Raw genomic sequence first — 16,087 nt, forward strand, 5'->3', positions numbered from 1 at the left:
ACGGGCGGGCTCGTCCTCGTGGGGCTGCACCTGGTGCTGTTGCTTCCAGGGAGGGCCCAGAATCCGCTGTACCGCGCCATCGTCCGCCCCCTCGTTCGCATGCTTCGCCCTCGCCTCCAGGGCGTCCAGACGACGAGCCTCGTGCTCCTGGCGCTCGCGTCGGGGATCGGGGAGGAGGTGCTCTTTCGGGGCTGGCTGCAGGCCGAGGTGGGCCTCGTGGCGGCCAGCCTGCTGTTTGGGGCCGCCCACGTGTGGGACCGTGCGGCATGGCCGTACGGCCTGTACGCGGCGGCCATGGGAGGGATGCTGGGCGGGCTCCTCGTGGTGACGGGGTCGCTGTGGGTGCCCGCACTTGCCCACGCCGTCAACAACCTGCTGGGCTTCCTGGCGCTGCGGGACGGCTGGCTCGCCCTGCCGTCCGGGGACCAGGCCAGGGACAGCGATGATTAGCGCGCAATCCCGATATTTCTCTTAGGCCCAGTGTTGTCACTTCGAATCTGCACACCCTCTTCGCAGCAGTAGGTGGGTGCGGGCACTCCCTGTCCCCTCGACGTACAGAGACGTGCCTACCGACGTGCCGGCACAGCCGCCTCCGTCTCCCCCACAGGAGGTTGGGCATGCGCACCCTCAGAGGACGACACGTCTCCAGCGGCTGGCTCGGGGGCACGCAGGTGTCTTCCTCGCCGTCGGCAGTGAACAGCGGCGTCTCGGCGTTGTCGACGGCGTAAACACGGCTGCGCTTGGCAGGTCGGTCCAGCTGTTCCAGATCCGCTCCCGATCGTGCATGAGATCGAGCTCCTCGGAGATGTCGCTGGTGCCCGAAGCGGGGGGCTCATCCAGGCGGCGGGCATCGAGACAGCGTCGGCCCTCATCGTGGCCGGCACCAAGGAGGAGTTGGAGCAGTTTCGAGAGCGGCTCCGAGACGAAGCGGCGGAGAGGGCTGCGGGGTGATCCGGCCTTGCTGCTACCGACCTTGCACCTGGGCGGTGGCCGTTCGGACCCGCTCGGTAAGCGTCTCAATCGCGTCGCGGTATACCGCCGTCCACCGCTCGATCGTGGCCGCCGGGGCGTCCGTCTCAATCGGGTAGCGGAGGCCCGGCAGCATCCACGAGGCGTAGCCGTTGAACGGGTTGGGCGAGGCGTAGAGCGAGCGGTACTGATCGCCGAAGGGCATCCCCTCGGCGTACTGGAAGGCCTGTTCGAGCGAGAGCAGCGTCTCGTTGACCGCGGCGGCATCGGGGAGAGGGCCGTCGGCCAGGCGTGCGTCGCGAGCCTCGACGAACGTCGCCGCGGCCTGGTCCAGCGTGTCAATGGCCTTCATCAGCGGGGCAAACGACGGGTCCATGCCGTGCGCCTGGGCCGTCTCCGCCAGCGACTTGACGTGGCTCCGCAGGTCCTCCGCGTAGCGCGGCACGTCGTACGGCAGCACGTCGGCGTTGGCGAGGCGGAGGGCCAACGTGCCGTCCACCCGCGCGAGCGCCGGGCCGTAGACGAAGCTCGTGTCGGCGAAGCGCTTGTACCACGCGAAGTTGTCGTACGCGGAGTGGTAGACGGGCGTATTCCCCGAAAAGCCGACGCTGCCCGACGGCACGCCGGCGTACGTGTAGAACCCCACGTGATCGGAGCCTCCGCCGAGGTTGCCGAGCAAGTCTCCATCGTCGGTCCGGTTCGCGAGGTGGTCATATACGGAGGTCGTGTCGTCGTCGGCCCCCGGATACGACACCGATCGGGCGGCGTTGAGCAACGGGCCTTTCAGGGAGGGGGCTGCGGCCCCGCCGAAGTTCGCCCCGGACACGGCCCCATCGGCGTTGAGATAGGCGACCGCCCCGGCCTGGAGAGAGTCCTCCAGCTGTTCAACCCACTCGGTAGAGCCGAGGATGCCGTACTCCTCCGCGTCCCAGTGCGCAATCAGGATTGACCGGTCGGGGCGACAGCCGTTGTCCGCGAGGGAGCCCAGGGCCTCAGCCAGCGTCAGCAGCATGGCCGTGCCGCTGTTCGGATCCGTGGCCCCGAAGGTCCAAGCGTCGAAGTGCGAGCCGAGGATGATCCACTCGTTGGGATGCTCGGTGCCGCGGACGGTCCCCACGACATTGGTGGCGCGGGTGAGTTGCTTCGGCTGGTCCACCTTGAGGCGAACCGTGAGGTCGGGGCCGCCCGTGACCCGGTAGGCGAATGGCAGGCCGCCCTGCCAGCCGTTGGGGACCGCCTCCCCCGCCATGCGCTCCAGAATCTCCGTGGCCGAGCCGTGGGGAAGGGGCGTGACGGGAATCTCCGGCAGATCGGCCTCGCTCGGGTCAAGCCGGTCCACGTCGGCCTTCGCGCCCACCGGGAGCGACGGGCCATTGGGCGTGAGCGGATCGCCGCCAAGGGGCGTCAGGATCGAGCCGCGCTGGATCATGCTCTCGGAGAGGTACCGGCCCTCCGGATAGGGAATGCCGTCCGTGTACCCACCGTCGGCCGGATCCGTGTACATGAGAAGGCCGGCGGCGCCGTACTCTTCGGCGTACTTGGCTTTGTAGCCCCGAAAGTTGCCGCCGTACCGGGCAATCACGATCTTTCCATCGAGGTTGACCCCCATCGAGTCGAGCCGCTCGAAGTCTTTTTTCCGTCCGTAGTTGGCGTAAACAACCTCGCGGGTGATGTCCCCGGAGCCGGAGTACGCGTTCCAGGCGGGACGCAGGTCGGGATGGGCCGAGAAGCGGTCCTCATCGTGGATGAATTCCTGGCGGTTGAGCGGCTTGCGGACCGGCGTCACGAGGGCCACCTCCGTGTCGTACGCCGACTCGGGGGCGGGCATGTAAACGTCGTACGGGTACTCGGTCGTCGAGAGCCCGGCGGCCCCCATCACCGAGTCGATGTAGGCTCGGACGCGATCGTTGGCGGGCGTGCCGGCGGGGTGCGGCTCGTCCGTGAGTTCTTTCAGGTGCCGTCGGAAGGGGGCCGACTGGGGCTGGTCGGCAAGTTGCGCTTCGCAGGCCCGTTGCTGCTCGGCGTGGGACGGTGTGAACCCGGGCAGCGTGTCCTGGGCACGAGCAGGAAGGACGACAACAAGGAGGGTCAAACAGGCGAATGCGCAATATCGCATGAGGGGCAGTGGAAACGAGAATAGGGAGTGGGCGGATCGTCAATCACTCGAATTCCGGCTCCACAATCAAGCTCGGCGGGATGCCGTCCCGAAGCAGCCGGTCGGTGAGGCGGAGGAGGCGCTGCTGCTCGGGCCAGGCAAGCCGGTCGACGGCCTCTTGTGCGGGGAGCCACGCGAAGGCGTCGTGCTCATCGTCAAGCACGGGATCTGCAGGAAGGGCGGCGGCAAAAGCGGGGATCAGGTTGATGCGGTCGGCGTGCCACTCATAGAACGCGTTCATGGACGGAATCGTCCAGAACTGAGTCGGGGCGTGCCCGGTCTCTTCCCGCAGCTCGCGGCGCGCCGTCTTCCACGCCGCCTCGTCGTCCTCGATCTTGCCGCCCACCATGCGCCACTGACCGGTGTGCTCGGTGCCGGGGGCCCGGCGGAGGAGCAGGAACTCGGGGTTGATGGACTGCTCGCGGTACGGGTATACGTCAACGACGCGGATGGAGGAGCGGGGCATGAGCAACGAGGAGCAGTAGAAGGCGGTCACCGAAGAGGAACTAGGGCCGGGCCTCCCTGAAGAAATGTGCATGCATGGTTGTTTTCAACCAGGGAACTGCGCGATATGGGCGTCAATTAGACCTTTGACTTTGTCCTGACGCTCGAATAGACCCATGCAGCGACTTCGCTCCATTTCGGCGTGGCTGCTGCTTGTGGTGTTCGCCGCGGGGGGCATCGGGGGGCCCTTCCTCCACCAGGTCCACCACGCCTCCGAGCGGGCCGCCCCGACCGACCGGTCCGACCACAGCGTGGACGTCCACACGACAGAGGGAACAGTGTGGACCGACGAGGCCCCCGATCTCTCTACACTGGACTGCGACCTGTGTGCTCGGCGGCTTTCGGTCGTGACCCCGGCCCCTGCGCCGTTTATGGCTCCCCAGCAGGGGAGCACGACAGAGGTTGAGCATCGCTCGCACGTCGCCTCGGCGACGGTCTTCAACGATTGGTTTGTTCGCGGGCCTCCATCTCTCCTTGAGGCCCGTCCGGCCGCCGCGTAGCCAGCTCCACTCGGACCGACGCCCTGCGTCGCCCTGGGACTCCATCGCTCAGTGTCTCGATGCGGGTTCGTCCGGGACCCGTCTCCTCACTGGGCGTTCTGGAAGAAAGAGGTGCACATGGCGGGGACGGACGGGACGTGTCTTTGCCTTCCCGTGCTCCTCTGGCATAGAGGAGCAATCCTCCTCGCTCCGTTGCACCGATCTCTATGTCTCTATGACCGTCCGTACGTCTCTCGCAGGATTCCTTTTCTGTGTGCTGCTCAACCCGCTCGCCACACACGCCCAATCTTCCCGCGCCACCGTCACCGGTACGGTCACCGACGAGGACGGCGCGCCGTTGCCGGGCGCCCAAATTGTTGACGTGGCTCTCCAGCGTGGCACCACCGCCGGGCCCGATGGCCGGTATACCCTTGATGGCCTTCCGGACGGCGATCACACCCTTGAAATCCGATTTGTCGGCTACCAGACCGCCGTGCGCACCGTGACCCTTGCGGCTGGAGAGACCCGCCAACTCGACGTGTCGCTCGAGACTCAGGTGCTGGAGACGGACGGCGTGACGGTCACCGGCACGGCCCGAGCCCGCAGCACGCTCACCACACCCCAGAGCGTCGACGTGCTGGGCGCCGACGACCTCGACAGTGGGGGCGGAGCGGCCCTCGGAGCGCAGCTCTCGGAAAATGTCGCCGGGGTTTCCTCTATTCAGACCGGCGCGCAGGCAGGCAAGCCGGTCCTGCGCGGCCTCTCGGGCAACCGCATCCGTGTGCTCAAGGATGGCATCGCCCAAGAATACTACCAGTTCGGGGTGCGCCACTTTCCCACCACCTCCTCGAATGAGGCCGAGCGCATCGAAGTCGTGCGTGGGCCCAGCAGCATTCAGTACGGCTCCGATGCCCTTGGGGGCGCGATCAACGTTATTACCAAGGATGCCCCCATCGCCGACGTGGACGAGACCCGGCTGGGCGGCACGTTCCGCTCCCAGTATTTCACGAACAACAACGAGCGGGCCGTGAGTCTCGATCTGGAGGGCGCACGCGGCCAGGTGGGCATCCGGGCTGGGTTCGAGCGCCGCGTTGCCGACAACTACACCGCGCCCAACGAACCGACCTTTTTTGCCACGGGCAACGGCGGCACCTTTGGCGACCCCAAGTACACGGGCGAGGTACCCTTTACCAACTTCGAGCAGTGGAGCGTATACGCTCAGGTTGGGACGCAGGGCGACTTCGGCACCGTGCAGGTGTACGGGGACTACTGGATCAACCGGCACAACTTTCTGCTCCCCACGGGAGGGCCGGGAGCGGAGAACGCGGACGGCCTCGGCCAGAACCTGGAGCACGGAAACCTCGTGGCGAAGGCCAACCTCGTGGCCGACGGTTTCGTGGTGCGGCCTCGCCTGAGCCTCCAAACCTCCATTCGGCAGTCCGGCAACTCAGGCGGAGAGCAGACGCTCGGCTACATTGACGACAACGGTGGCTTCGGTGACTTTGATTATCCGCTCGACCTAAAGACCGACATCTACACCGGGCGCCTCGAGGTGACGCACCCGAGGGTCGGGGCCGTGAGCGGTACGCTCGGCGCAGTGGTACAACTGCAGGATGCCCAGACGCGGTCCGGAGGGCTCCAGCCCTCGGCAGGCACCTGGAATGTGGGGCTTTTTGTGTTCGAGGAAATCGATCTGGAGCCGTGGACTTTCAATGCAGGAATCCGAGGCGACTTCCGGACAATAAAGGCTGAAGAGACCCCGAAGACACTGACAGATCCGGCGGTTGCCGAAAACACCGACTTGGAAAACGACTACCTCACCCTCTCTGGGGCGCTCGGTGCCAACGTGGTCGTAGCCGAGGGGGTGGCCCTGGCGTCCAACCTGAGCAGTGGCTTCCGCGCACCGAGCGTCTTTGAGCTTTACGCCAACGGGGTCCATGGGGGCGTGGCCGCCTTCCAGGTGGGCAATCCAGACCTCGATCCGGAGCGGGCCTACAGCGCCGACGTGTCGGTGCGGGTGCGGCGCGACCGCCTCACCGCCGAGCTCACCGGATACGTCAACGCCATCAACAACTACATCTTCCTGGAGAATACGGGCGACAATCGTGGACCGGAAGGAAATGGTCCCCCGATATACGAAGCGAGCCAGACCGACGCCGTGATTCCGGGCGTCGAGGCCAAGGTGGAGGCCCAGCTGCAGCCCTGGCTGCACGTGGGCGGGCAGGCGACCGTCCTTGGGGGCACCGGCAACGGCCTTGGCAACAACGGGACCGACGGGGACCTGCCGCTGCTCCCGGCCAACAATGTACAGGGCTTCATTCACCTCACGCCCAGCGACCAAGGGCTGCTCCGCAGTCCACGGATTGAGGTGGACCTGAAGCGCGCCTTCGACGAAGACGCGGCGGGGCGGTTTGAGCCGTTCTCACAGTTCGACGAGGGATTTGGCCCGCCATTCGGAACGGCGTCCACGAAGGCCTACACGACGGTTGACGCGTCCGCCGAAGGCCGGTTTGCCCTCGGCTTCGGGGGAAAGCCTTCCCTGCGTGTGGCGGTGCACAATGTGTTCGACACCACGTACCGCGACTTTTTGGACACCTACAAGGGCTATGCCCTGTCGCCGGGGCGGGACGTGCGTGTGTCGCTCACAGTACCGTTTTGAGCGTGGGACCTTCCGTCGCCGGGAGCGCACGGAGGCCCGACGAGGAGGACGGAAGGTTGTAGTTTCCCGCCCGGTGCCCCCTTCCGCCCGGACGCATTTCTTCCGAGACGGCGGTCATTCCTCCTCCGCGAAGAGAATCTCCAACCACTCCACCTCCATTACGCCGGGCTTACGGTGCCGGACCGGCGCCTCGAGGTGCTCGATGAAGGGGGCCTCGGCGGACAGTTGGACAGGACGGGGGCGCACATACGTGGCGATGCTGTGCCGGCGCACCATGGCAGGATCCTCCGCGATCAAAGTGGCGAGGCGCTCGCACGCCCCTGCGTCGAGCGTGTCGGCGGACGGCACGGCATAGGCGGCCCGAAGCGTTCCGGGAGCCGCCGCGCGCGTCACTGTGACACGGAGAGCAATGTAGTTCTCACGGATGTCCTGTCCCAGGTACCGGGCGGCCGACAGGTTGGGGACGGCCCGCAGGCCCGGCTGTGCGGTACACTGCGCCGGACGGTCGGCGGGGGCGACCGTAGCCCACTCTCCACCCCGCCACGGGTTCGTCCTGAGGGCAACGCGGTGGGACGCCGGGCCAAGGTTGGAACCAAACAGGACCAGGTCGAAGCGCTCGACCGGGGGGTCCGGCTGTGCCGGGGCCCACGAGACGGCCCCGAGAACGGCGAGCAGGACTCCCCCGAGAAGAAGGACGCGACGGAGTGTCATGGCGAGGTGTGGGTCGAATCAGTGAGCGTCACAGTGATACGGGCGGGCCCCTGCCCATGCACTTGGAGGCGTACGCCCTCGGCCTCCGGCGGCGTCTGAGCCCGGCCGTCGACGGTAATCTGCTGCACGGCCGGGTCTGTCTCCACAGGGAGGGGAAAGAACCGTCCTTCGAAGGGCCCGTCGAATCGGTAGTGGAGCGTGGCGGACTCCTGGTTCACCCAGAGGGTGAGGTACAGGAAGTTGAGGAGGGCGTGCTCCATGGCGTGGTAGGACGTTTTCGTCCGTACGGCCTTCGCCCCGTCCACGACGTTGCCGTCGAGCGTCGTGCGGAGCACCGTCCCGCCGCGCGTTTCGTCTACGAAGGCCTTATTCCAGAAGCGTGCCCCAGACCGAAACGCATCGAGGTAGCGCTCCTTGCCCGTTGTTCGGTAGGCGTACAGCTGTAGCATGTTGCCGTAGGCCTGCACCCACCACACGGCCGTGTCCGGGTGCTGGGACAGATCGGTGCGCTTAAGCTTGTGCAGCCACGCACCGGTCTCTTCGTGGAAGGCGTGCTTTAGGAGCTTATCGGTAAGTGCAAGGCCGGTGCGACGATATTTTTTGCTGCCCGTCAGGGCGTGGAGGCGAAGCAGCAACCAGGCTACCTCCAGGTTGTGCCCTACGTTGAGGTGGCTATTCTTCGAGTCCTCTGGGAGGAATGTCCAGTCCCGTGCGAAGCGCTCTCGAATCCATCCGCGGTCGCCCTGCATGCGAGTGAGGGTCAGATCCATGATGCGCTCAGCCTTTCGGAGGTAGGTAGAGTCGCGGGTGGCGGGGTAAAGGTAAAGCAGGTAGCCGGACAGCGGGGCCAGTTGGGGCGAGAAGTCCTTGACGGCGTTCTTGACGGAGCCATCACGGGTGAGCACGTCGACGTACCCGCCGTACTGTTCGTCCCAAGCATGCTCCTGCATGAAGCGGCGTGAGCGGACGAGGTACTTCCGGGCCGTGGAGTCGCGAGTAACGATGTAGTAGAGAGCGAGGCCTGTCGTTGCGTAGATTTGCATGAACAGATCTTTGCTCGAGTCGGCCACAGCACCGGATGGATGGATGGCATTGTACCAGCCCCCGAAGCGCTCATCCCATCCGTGCTCAACCATGAAGTCAAACGTCTTCCGGGCCTGTTGGAGGAACGTCTTCCGGCCGCTCATCAGGTACCCGGCAGAGTAGCTGTAGAGGTGCCGCGCGAGCATCCCTGGATACTGATGCGTAGTGTCGGTGGGGGTCCAGTTGCGGTCCAGTCCAGAGTAGAAGCCGCCCATTGCATGATTTCGGGCGTGCTCGGTCCAGGCGGGGAGGATGTTCGTGACGCCCTGCGCCTTCCAAATGGGCCCTTCCAAGAGTGAATCCGTAGGCTGTGCGCGGAGGGCCGAGGGGGCACTGCCAAGCAGGATGGCGACGCCGAAGCACAGAGCAACGAGGCGACGAGGAAACATGGGGAGGCGAGAGATTTACGGAACGGCGGGATCTATGAGGACAGTGCAGAAACATCAGGATAAGGAAGCGCGCGTACCGGAATCCAATTTTCCTGCAAGACAAGCGCGTGACAAGATGTGGTAGGGATCCGAAATTCACCCGGGCCGGCAGGAAGCGGGCGAGGCTCCCGCTCGTCCGACCGCTAACGGCTACGCAGGGCCCAGTCGAGGGCAGGGCTCTACGAAAAGGGAGTCCAGTACCGAGACGCCGATCTTGTGGCTCGGAACTGGATCTGCGGGCGAACCGGCTTGCGGGACGTGGTGCCCACACGGTTGACGACGACACATGCTTTTCTTGTCTTTAACTTGCCCAAGTAGCAGAGAGGACGTTCCTTCCCGAAGCTGTCTTTCCGACACACCGCACAGACCCCAGCGCCTTTCCGCCGATGGCCCCTTCGCCCCCGAATGAACAGAGCAATCCGTCGGACCTGCAGTCGCGTGTCGAGTCCCTGGAGCGCACCGTCGCCGACCAGAAACAGGCGCTTGATGACCTGCGGGCAGAAGTGCAGCGGCTCCGGTCGGTCGTGCACGAAACAGCCGTCGAGGAGGCTCCCGATTCGGAGCAGGCAGGGACAGAATTAGCCACGTCAGAAGACGGAGCAACCGAGCGAGATGAGCGAACAGCGTCGGCAGGAGAGGAACCCTCTGTGCAGGAACGGGCCGACGAACCATCGGGGTCCGCTGCCCCTGCCCCGTCGCCCTCGGCACGGGCCGACGAGGAGCCTACAGCGGACCGGGCGTCGGAGAGTGAGACGGAGGAGCCGTCGCCGTCCCTCCTGGATCGTCTCGCCACTCGAGCGAGCCTTAGCAGTGAGGACTGGCTGAACTACGTGGGCATCGGCCTGCTGCTCTTTGGCGTTGCCTTCCTGTTCAAATACTCCGTGGAGCAGGGCTGGCTGGTGCCAAAGGTCCGCGTCGGGTTTGGGGGGGCATTGGGCATCACTCTCCTGGTAGCGGGACTGCGCGTTTACAGCACGCGTCGGCGGCTCCGGCAGGTGCTTCTGGGGGGCAGCAGCGCAACGTTCTACACGACGGTGTTCGCTGCCTACCAGCTGTACGGCCTGGTTTCCTACCCCGTCGCGTTTGCAAGCATGGGGACCGTCACTGTCGCAACCATCGCTCTAGCCGTTCAGCAGGACGAGCCCAGCCTTGCCATCATCGGCACGATCGGAGGGCTTGGGACCCCCTTCTTCCTCCCCAGCCAGGTTGGAGGAGTAAGTGGGTTTTCCGCGTACATCTGCACAGTGTTGGGCGGGGCCTGTGCAATCTTCCTAGCGCGCGGATGGCGATCGTTGCTCTACACAACGGTTTTCGGGGGATGGGGAGTGCTTCTGGTGGCCGCCTTCCGGGCCGGCGTGGTGGGCCCGCGGCCCTCCGACGCCTGGGCGTTGCAGGCCGGCATCGGAGTATCGTGGGGGCTACTGGCGGGAACGCCGGTCCTGCGTGCCTTGCTCCGGGCGCGACATCCCCACCGGTGGCCGGTCTCATCGCTTCCCAGCTGGGCTAGTCAGCTGGTAGGAACGGACTGCCCCGCGTACGGACTGGTCATGGCGTCGCCACTTCTGGCCCTGCTCGGTTCGCGCCTCCTTTGGGACGCTGGCCCTAACACCTGGGCCCTCGTCGCTGGCGGAGGAGCCGTGCTCTACGCGGGAGCGTACGGCGGACTGAGACGGGCTTCCCTTCCCCGCTATGCTCCAGTGCATGGGCTCGTAGCTGCTGTGCTGGCGGCCTACGGGCTCAGCGAAGCCCTCGACGGCAGCCCGCTGCTCGTGGCCTGGGGGGTGGAAGGACTCCTGCTGCTGGTACTCGCCCGCCGCCTGGACGAAGGACGCCTTCGGGTTGCCGGACACCTGCTCTTCGCAGTGCTGACTGTCGGGCTCGCAGGGCGCCTGGCCAGCACCAGTCCCAATGCTGCCCCTCGTCTCCTGCGACCGGCAGTACTGAGCGAGTTGGTCGTACTTGGGCTCGCATTGGCGGCCTCCTTTCGCACACGACGACGCCTGCTGTACTGGACCTACCGGAGTGTTGCCCTGGTGGGATGGCTGGCGTGGTGGGCGGGCGAACTGATCCCGGTGACGGACGGAATCTCGTACGCCCTTGTCGTGTGGGCCACAACCGCGGCGGGTCTTGCCGCGCTGGCCCCCCGCCTCGAGGATGGCAGATTTCTTCGGGGAGCCACGCACCTGATCTTCGCAGTTATTGCCGGGCTACTGGCCGCACAATTTGTACGTGCGGACGCCGCGGATTTAGCCCTCGTCTCCGTGCCGGCCCTCGGCAGACTAATCGTGCTGGGGCTTGCGCTGGCGTCCGTCCGGTACATGCAGTTCGCGGCGCTGCGAACGGTTTACCAGAACGTCGTACTGGCGGGGTGGCTGGCGTGGTGGGTCAGTGAACTCGCTCCCCTCGCCAACGGACAGGCTTATGCCTCGGCGGTCTGGGGCGCGACCGCGGCGGCTTTGCTCGTTGGGGGGGCCTGGGCGAACGCCCGTTCCGTTCAGTTCAGCGGGCTCGCCACGCTCGGCCTCTTCGTCGCCAAGCTCTTCCTCGTCGACCTTGCCTCCCTGCCGGCCCTCTGGCGGATCGCGCTGTTCTTGGGCTCCGGGATCGCGTTTCTCGCGATTAGCTATTTGCTCCCCGGGTTCATGGTCGGCCAGCCGAAAGGTGCTGGTGCATCGGGCGGGGAGGTCTCCAAGTCCTGATCGTCTCCGGCCCTGGTTGGATGCCTGCGTCGGATGGAGGATAGTGCGACTTTCCTCAGAATGGATTTGACGTGCAGGCAGAGGGGACGGTCGCTGCCCGGTGCTAGCCCGCATCCAAGCCCGTTCGGTTCTAGCCCTCCGTCTCCGGGGCTGGCTGTTGCAGGCTTCGAAGGCGGTCCCAGCGGTAGATCCCAGCGTTGTGCCCGTCGTCCCACGTGATACGGATGCCAACGCTGCCGGCAGGCTCGACCTGCAGGTCTGTCCATTGCTTCTCCGGATCGGAACTCGTCTCGTCTGGTGGGTCGATATGGTCGACCGTGTGCCCCCGGCAATTGGCGCACGTGCACGCCTCACGGAGCCGCTGGAGAGGGAATACCGAGCAAAACCCGTCGGCCCATTCTACCGTGAGGGTCTGAGCGTCCGTGTCAATCCGGATACGGGTAGGGTTGGGCGTGTTCTCCATAGCGGCGAACGGAGAGACAAGGTGAACCAGCGCTCGCGAGCGCAGTCAGACAAGAAACGCCGGACCCCTGCTGGGATCCGGCGCGCATCGATACAGTTCCAAGGGGCCCGCCAGGACAATGTTGGCGACGTTACTCCTCCTGGAACGGATACACGTCTTGAAGGAGGGCCTGAAGCTTCGTCCGTCCGCGGTTGATGCGGCTCTTGACAGTACCCATCGGAAGGCCCGTGATTTCCGCAATCTCGTCGTAGGCAAGCTGCTGAATGTCGCGCAGAACCACGACCTCGCGGAAGGCCGGCGGAATCTCGTTCATCGCCTCCTGGATGTAGTGGTCCTGGATGGTGCTTTCCGCGTGCTTGTCCGGCGAGAACGACTCGTCCGGAATCTCCATCTCGTACTCCTCATTGTCGCGGTTCACGGACTGAATCGACTGCATCCGCCGTCGCTTCCGCTTCCGATACTCAGACCGCGCCAAGTTTCCGGCAATGGTGTAGAGCCACGTCGAGAACTTTGCGATGCGGCGGTAGGAGTGCCGATTCCGGTGGACGCGCAGGAACGTTTCCTGCAGAAGGTCTTCACACCGCTTCTTGTCCCCCAGGAAGCGGTAGAGATACTGCATCAGGCGGTCGGAGTACCGATCCACCAGGATGTTGAACGCCTCCACCGTTCCAGCCTGGAACTGGGACATGAGATCCTCATCGCTCATCTCCTGCAGGGCCTCTTGCTGATCGAAGGCACTCTTGTCCTTCGAGGTGGTCTTTGTGGTGACGACTTCCGCTTTGTCCTTCGCCATATATGGACTGTGGTCGTTCCGAGTGAAAGTGCCGAACGTTAAGGGCTGTAGCGTAACAGGCCAGAATTTGCAAAACACTCCGCTAAATCGCAAGCGGAAAGTGCAACAAATTAGGCATGTAGCTACGTGTTCCCAACGTGCAATCACGCACTATTATTGTAGAGCAAAATGCGATCCAGGAGGGGGGCTATTGAAAAGGGCTCCCCAATATTTTGTGAAGGGAGTGCAAGATCTGCCATAACTACAGAAACGAATGAGCAGAACTCATGGTGAGGGCCGACGTTTTGTCTGGCGATGCGGAAAGCATGTCTCGATGTTGTAGGCGCTCTCGGAGACTAGCCTCTCTGATGATCACCTGGAGTGACACGTTGTCCATGATCGTGCACGACCTGGGTCGACGAGTTGTCGATTGCACTCATTCTCTTCGTTGATCCTGCGCAATGTCTGTTACGGAGAAGAACCAGTCCTCGTCCACCGAGACATCGATCGTGATCCACGGAGGGGCGGGATCGATGCGTTCCGACGAGATGAGTGAGGAAAAGCAGAGTGCGTGTCGCGACGCTCTCCGCGCCGCCCTCCGGGACGGAAATACCGTACTCCGAAGCGGGGGCAGTGCCCTGGATGCTGTGGAAGCAGCCGTCACGACGATGGAGAGCATCCCACTTTTCAATGCGGCCCGAGGAGCCGTCCTGACGAGTGAAGGCACCGTTGAGTTGGAGGCCGCGATCATGGATGGAGCAACCCGTCGCGCCGGAGCACTGACGGGAGGAAAAACCGTGAGGCATCCGATCCGTGCGGCCCGAACCATCATGGACGTGTCTTCTCACGTGATGCTGGCTCAGGATGGGGCTGAGGCCTTTGTGCGGGAGCAGGGACTCGAGACGGTTGAGAACGACCACTTCATCACGGCGTCCCGTCGCTCAAGTCCCGAAGAGGGCGAGTCCTCCTCCGAAACTTCGGGCGCCGAGTTCGAGGCCTCTGGTACGGTCGGCGCCGTTGCCCTCGACGAAGACGGCAATCTGGCCGCGGGAAGCTCGACGGGGGGAACGTCGGGTAAGCATCTGGGCCGCGTCGGCGACTCGCCGCTCATCGGAGCGGGCACGTACGCCCACAATGCGGCGTGCGCTGTCTCGGCCACGGGGCAAGGAGAATTCTTCGTCCGGGGAGTGGCGGCCCACGACATCGCTGCCCGCATGCGCTTCGGGGGTGTCGCCCTCGAGGAGGCAGTCCGCTCAACAATCGGTGAGATCGAGGCACTCGGGGGTGTCGGCGGGGTCATTGCGCTCGATCGTGACGGCAACATCGCCATGCCGTTCAGCACCAGTGGCATGTTTCGGGCTTGTGTCGACACGGAGGGGCGGACCCGCATCCGCATTTTTGCGCAGGACAGTGGCGAGTGAAATTGTGCCTTACGCCGGAATGCACCGGACACTCGGACCCGCCCGCCAGAAGCTGAGTTCTGGGAGCCTCATTGGCCAACAAGACGGGGACGACTTTCACGCGATGGGAGCCCCTCAGTCTACGCCAGTCGGCTCATAGTACGCACCACAAATTCGGAGGACGGAGAGTTCGACCGGGAAGCAGCAAGATCCTGCATGAGTCGCACTTCGAATTGAAGCAGTGACCGTGCCTCTGCATCGTCGGCGATACAGTGCAGAGCTGCGCGCATCTCATCGTCGGCCAAGTCCCCATCGAGGAGCTTTCGTACGGCCGCGTCAGGATCAGAGCATCTCATGGTAGGGCTCCAGGAGCCGTCGAAGTTTTTTGCGAGCACGGTGCACACGCACCTTCAGGGCACTCACCGACACGTCTAGTCGCTTCGACATGGCCTTGTAGGTGAGCCCGTCCCGGTACTTGAGCAGCAGCGGGGTCGCGTACGTCGCCGAAAGTTGTTCCAGGGCAGCCCACAACTGGTCCCCGCGCTCCTCTGCGACGAGCTGATCGTCCTGCTTCTTCGTGCCGTTGGCCACGACGTTTCCGTCCTCCCGTTCGGTGTGGGCGAAGGGGTATGTGTCGCGACGTACGTTCTTGGCGTAGTCGCGACAGCAATTGAGGGCAATGCCGTAGAGCCACGACGCGAACCGGTCTGGGTTCTGAAGGTCGTCGATTCGACAGTACGCCTTCAAGAACACGTCCTGGGCCAGGTCCTCGGCGTCTTCCTGCTGATCGGCATACTGGTGCGTGAGATCGAACACCATGCCTTCGTACCGCTCGATGAGGACCCGGAAGGCGTCCCGGTCGCCATCTTGCACGCGGCGGGCACATGTGCCGTCGGGGTCGTTTCGGGACATTGGAGACAGGTAGGGGCTCGAAAGAAAAACGAGGAGGAACGATCGAACTTGGTCGTCGATCGTCCCACACGTGAGGAGCACCGGACTTGAGAGCGCGCTCAGCATGGCGCTGGGGCGCCCAGTCTGGTGCCAGCCCCTTACTTCCGCGGGGTGGAGAGTTTCTTACCATGAGGTGGGGATTCTCCAATGATTGGCTGAGGAAACCTTGAGGAGCGGACACAGGGCCGAAAAAGAGGGAATTCCCCGACATCGCGAGTCCCACTTGAGCTTCCTAGAGTTGAGTTGTCCCCTGGAGGCTTCGCTTCTGGCGCGTAGAGCGCCGATTGGGGAACGAGTCCCGTATCCCTTCCGCCAGGAGGTGGGCCGTGGCGGCGCCCCCGATGAGCAGGCGCGGCCGCCGCCTGCAGGCCCACATGTCAGGTTAGACCCTGCGATCCGGGGAGGGCCAGTGGACGAAGCAGGGGAGAAGGGGTTACAAGGCCTAGCGCCTTTGCGCAGGGGACACCGATTTTGGACAGACCCTTCCGGGAGGGAGTCCCGATGCAAACCAGTCTTCTTGGGGACACTGGCCGATCTTCGAGCGTCTTCTGCATTCTCCGAGGTGTTCCTCCGGCCTTGATGAAGTGTCGGGCACCCCGCTACAGGACTCGCTTAGGCGCCGTCCGTGCACGTTTTCCGCTATGTCTCGGCGCCGCATCCACTCACGGAGCCAGGTTCCGAGCGCCGCACCGTTGAGGCCCCGGCTGGTTTTGGGCGGTGCGGGGCACCGCTGCCGGAGACGTCTTCCCGATCGGTGCCCCAGCCGCTGCTGTTCGGGAAAGCCGCCGACCTGAGAGAACTGGCTGCGTTGGGG

At 64.6% G+C, this 16,087-nt stretch carries 13 protein-coding genes; 6 read left to right on the top strand and 7 right to left on the bottom strand.

What is annotated here, in order from left to right; genetic code table 11:
* Both ABEL04_RS04070 and ABEL04_RS04075 read left to right on the top strand, forming a co-directional pair.
* Positions 1-450 (top strand): lysostaphin resistance A-like protein (locus ABEL04_RS04070; protein WP_375801106.1); only part of this gene is annotated, 450 nt, incomplete at its 5' end.
* Between the two features lie 330 nt (positions 451-780).
* A complete protein-coding gene (locus tag ABEL04_RS04075; protein WP_375801107.1) occupies positions 781-951 on the top strand; it encodes a hypothetical protein in 171 nt (56 codons plus the stop codon).
* Positions 952-964: 13 nt separating this feature from the next.
* Here the strand turns inward: ABEL04_RS04075 and ABEL04_RS04080 are convergent, their stop codons facing one another.
* Together ABEL04_RS04080 and ABEL04_RS04085 are read right to left on the bottom strand one after the other, a co-directional pair.
* On the bottom strand, positions 965-3,085 hold the full coding sequence (locus ABEL04_RS04080; protein WP_375801108.1) for a M28 family peptidase: 2,121 nt from the start codon (positions 3,083-3,085) through the stop codon (positions 965-967).
* 43 nt (positions 3,086-3,128) lie between these two features.
* Positions 3,129-3,590 carry an NUDIX pyrophosphatase gene (locus ABEL04_RS04085; protein WP_375801109.1) on the bottom strand — a complete coding sequence of 154 codons (462 nt, stop codon included), beginning with the start codon at positions 3,588-3,590 and terminating at the stop codon, positions 3,129-3,131.
* Positions 3,591-3,744: 154 nt separating this feature from the next.
* Here ABEL04_RS04085 and ABEL04_RS04090 point away from each other — a divergent pair, with 154 nt between their 5' ends.
* Together ABEL04_RS04090 and ABEL04_RS04095 are read left to right on the top strand one after the other, a co-directional pair.
* A complete protein-coding gene (locus tag ABEL04_RS04090; RefSeq protein ID WP_375801110.1) occupies positions 3,745-4,128 on the top strand; it encodes a hypothetical protein in 384 nt (127 codons plus the stop codon).
* Between the two features lie 214 nt (positions 4,129-4,342).
* Positions 4,343-6,766, top strand: a complete 2,424-nt coding sequence (locus tag ABEL04_RS04095) for a TonB-dependent receptor (RefSeq protein ID WP_375801111.1) — start codon at positions 4,343-4,345, stop codon at positions 6,764-6,766.
* Positions 6,767-6,880: 114 nt separating this feature from the next.
* Here the strand turns inward: ABEL04_RS04095 and ABEL04_RS04100 are convergent, their stop codons facing one another.
* Positions 6,881-7,477 (bottom strand): hypothetical protein, encoded by a 597-nt coding sequence (locus ABEL04_RS04100; protein WP_375801112.1) that lies wholly within the window; start codon positions 7,475-7,477, stop codon positions 6,881-6,883.
* Positions 7,474-8,949, bottom strand: a complete 1,476-nt coding sequence (locus ABEL04_RS04105) for an AGE family epimerase/isomerase (RefSeq protein ID WP_375801113.1) — start codon at positions 8,947-8,949, stop codon at positions 7,474-7,476. The genes ABEL04_RS04100 and ABEL04_RS04105 overlap by 4 nt, the downstream gene beginning before the upstream one ends.
* A gap of 425 nt (positions 8,950-9,374) precedes the next feature.
* Between ABEL04_RS04105 and ABEL04_RS04110 the strand changes: the two genes are divergently transcribed.
* The gene (locus tag ABEL04_RS04110; protein ID WP_375801114.1) at positions 9,375-11,687 is read left to right on the top strand and encodes a DUF2339 domain-containing protein; all 2,313 of its coding nucleotides are present in this window, start codon (positions 9,375-9,377) and stop codon (positions 11,685-11,687) included.
* A gap of 130 nt (positions 11,688-11,817) precedes the next feature.
* Here ABEL04_RS04110 and ABEL04_RS04115 read toward each other — a convergent pair whose 3' ends face one another.
* Positions 11,818-12,150, bottom strand: a complete 333-nt coding sequence (locus ABEL04_RS04115; protein WP_375801115.1) for a gamma-butyrobetaine hydroxylase-like domain-containing protein — start codon at positions 12,148-12,150, stop codon at positions 11,818-11,820.
* Between the two features lie 130 nt (positions 12,151-12,280).
* On the bottom strand, positions 12,281-12,943 hold the full coding sequence (locus ABEL04_RS04120) for an RNA polymerase sigma factor (protein ID WP_375801116.1): 663 nt from the start codon (positions 12,941-12,943) through the stop codon (positions 12,281-12,283).
* A gap of 440 nt (positions 12,944-13,383) precedes the next feature.
* Here ABEL04_RS04120 and ABEL04_RS04125 point away from each other — a divergent pair, with 440 nt between their 5' ends.
* Positions 13,384-14,343 carry an isoaspartyl peptidase/L-asparaginase family protein gene (locus tag ABEL04_RS04125; protein WP_375801117.1) on the top strand — a complete coding sequence of 320 codons (960 nt, stop codon included), beginning with the start codon at positions 13,384-13,386 and terminating at the stop codon, positions 14,341-14,343.
* Between the two features lie 321 nt (positions 14,344-14,664).
* Here ABEL04_RS04125 and ABEL04_RS04130 read toward each other — a convergent pair whose 3' ends face one another.
* The gene (locus ABEL04_RS04130; RefSeq protein WP_375801118.1) at positions 14,665-15,234 is read right to left on the bottom strand and encodes an RNA polymerase sigma factor; all 570 of its coding nucleotides are present in this window, start codon (positions 15,232-15,234) and stop codon (positions 14,665-14,667) included.
* Positions 15,235-16,087 lie beyond the last annotated feature (853 nt).

It is taken from the genome of Salinibacter sp. (assembly GCF_042218895.1).
Lineage (GTDB): Bacteria > Bacteroidota > Rhodothermia > Rhodothermales > Salinibacteraceae > Salinibacter.